The sequence below is a fragment of the Desulfonatronospira sp. MSAO_Bac3 genome (assembly GCF_003838035.1).
Lineage (GTDB): Bacteria > Desulfobacterota > Desulfovibrionia > Desulfovibrionales > Desulfonatronovibrionaceae > Desulfonatronospira > Desulfonatronospira thiodismutans.
In genome coordinates, this window is sequence record NZ_QYZY01000134.1 from 1 (window position 1) to 1,433 (window position 1,433).

The following is a 1,433-nucleotide window of genomic DNA, read 5'->3' on the forward strand; positions in this document are numbered from 1 at the left end:
ATCACCGCCTTAAAACCGTAAGGATGTTATATCTTCCTGGTTGCAGTTCTTTCTTGTTCTTTGTTCTTCGTTAACCAGGAACAGTTATTCGTTCCTTGTTCTTAGTTCTTCGTTCTTTGTTAAAAACCAAGAACCAAGAACCAGGAACCGCAGCGCAGCCGCAGAACCAAGAACCAGGAACAGCGCAACTGCCGCAGCGCAGCTGTGGTTAAAACCCTATATTACAAGGAACGAATAAACTCAGCAAAATGCAGGATGCGCCGGCTGTGGTCACGATGAAACAGAAGGTGCTCGAAATCCTTTTGTTTTTGGCGCAGATCAACTGCCTGCAGCGACTTTTCAACAGCAGCCTTAAGCTCGGCAAGGTTGTGAATAGCAAAACCATGCCCAAGAAACTGATAATCCGGTTCTGTCCGTGACAGCAGGAACATGACGTCGTAATAATCACGTCCCTTGCCCCTGTCTAACATGGCGGCTATCTTCATGGCACACAGCACTGCTTCGGACGGAACTGGAAATGGGAAAAAAAAACCGCAGCCCTTGATGAATTCCATAGCCGGCTCATAGGGAATCTGCTGATCCTGGGCTTCAAGTTTCAGGAGAAATCGCGCTTCGCGATGTCCGGAAATGCCCAAGTTAGACAGAAGCTCCGGAAAATACAGGCTGCGTCGAAACGCCTTCAACCCGCTCTTTTCTCGGGCTCTGGCCTTAACGTTAAACCCGCTGCGCTGCAGGAAGGTAAGAACATCATCTGACATCCGGATGAACTCTTCTTCAGTCAGGTTTTTGCAGTCAAAATCCAAGTCTTCGGAAAAACGATCTATGCCCTTGGTCAGACGCAGGTTCGTGCCTCCGATAAAGGTCATTTTTCGGATGTGCTCTGTGGAGGAAAGATAATCCAGGGTTAACAGCTGCACATACTCTTTGAGGATATCCTTTTGAAAACCCGCATTCTCAGCCATTGAAGCCGGATAGAAATTTTTGAGCTGCTCGATTGTAAGCATTCAGGTGGACCTCGGTTGAGATTGCAGGCACCAGGCTTGGGGACTGTCCCCGCTGGGTAATATCTGTGCAGGTGCACTAAACTTCGCATCTGTAATTGTTCTGTTTGTGGAGGTAAAGGTGTCGCGGGGACTGTCCCCAGGCCGTTTTCGGCATCCTCCTGAATGCTTACGCTCGATTGAGATCATAGGTTATACACCTTTTCCAGTAATTGCATGCGCTTTTCAAGGCGTGCACATTGAAAGCTCTTTCCCATTGACAGCCATGTCCGCCTGTCCCAGTTCGTACGCAGTATATCCCGATCGAGCCGGAGTTCGAGAAGCTGGGACTCTGTATTATAGAAGGGATAAAGATAGAGCAGATCCAGCAGCGCCTTTTCTCTGGTCGCATAGGGGGTTGCCCGGTTGTCTGCACTCGGGCGGCGGAAATAG

At 49.2% G+C, this 1,433-nt stretch carries 1 protein-coding gene and 1 pseudogene; both read right to left on the reverse strand.

The window, feature by feature from the left end:
• Positions 1 to 221: 221 nt before the first annotated feature.
• On the reverse strand, positions 222 to 1,004 hold the full coding sequence (locus tag D5S03_RS04800; RefSeq protein WP_287042825.1) for a nucleotidyl transferase AbiEii/AbiGii toxin family protein: 783 nt from the start codon (positions 1,002 to 1,004) through the stop codon (positions 222 to 224).
• A gap of 182 nt (positions 1,005 to 1,186) precedes the next feature.
• Positions 1,187 to 1,433, reverse strand: a pseudogene (locus D5S03_RS04805) (type IV toxin-antitoxin system AbiEi family antitoxin domain-containing protein); the annotation flags it as partial.

Bases quoted from the DNA above. Each gene is read 5' to 3' on its own strand.
- D5S03_RS04800 (WP_287042825.1), bottom strand. From the start codon at position 1,004: ATGCTTACAATCGAGCAGCTCAAAAATTTCTATCCGGCTTCAATGGCT.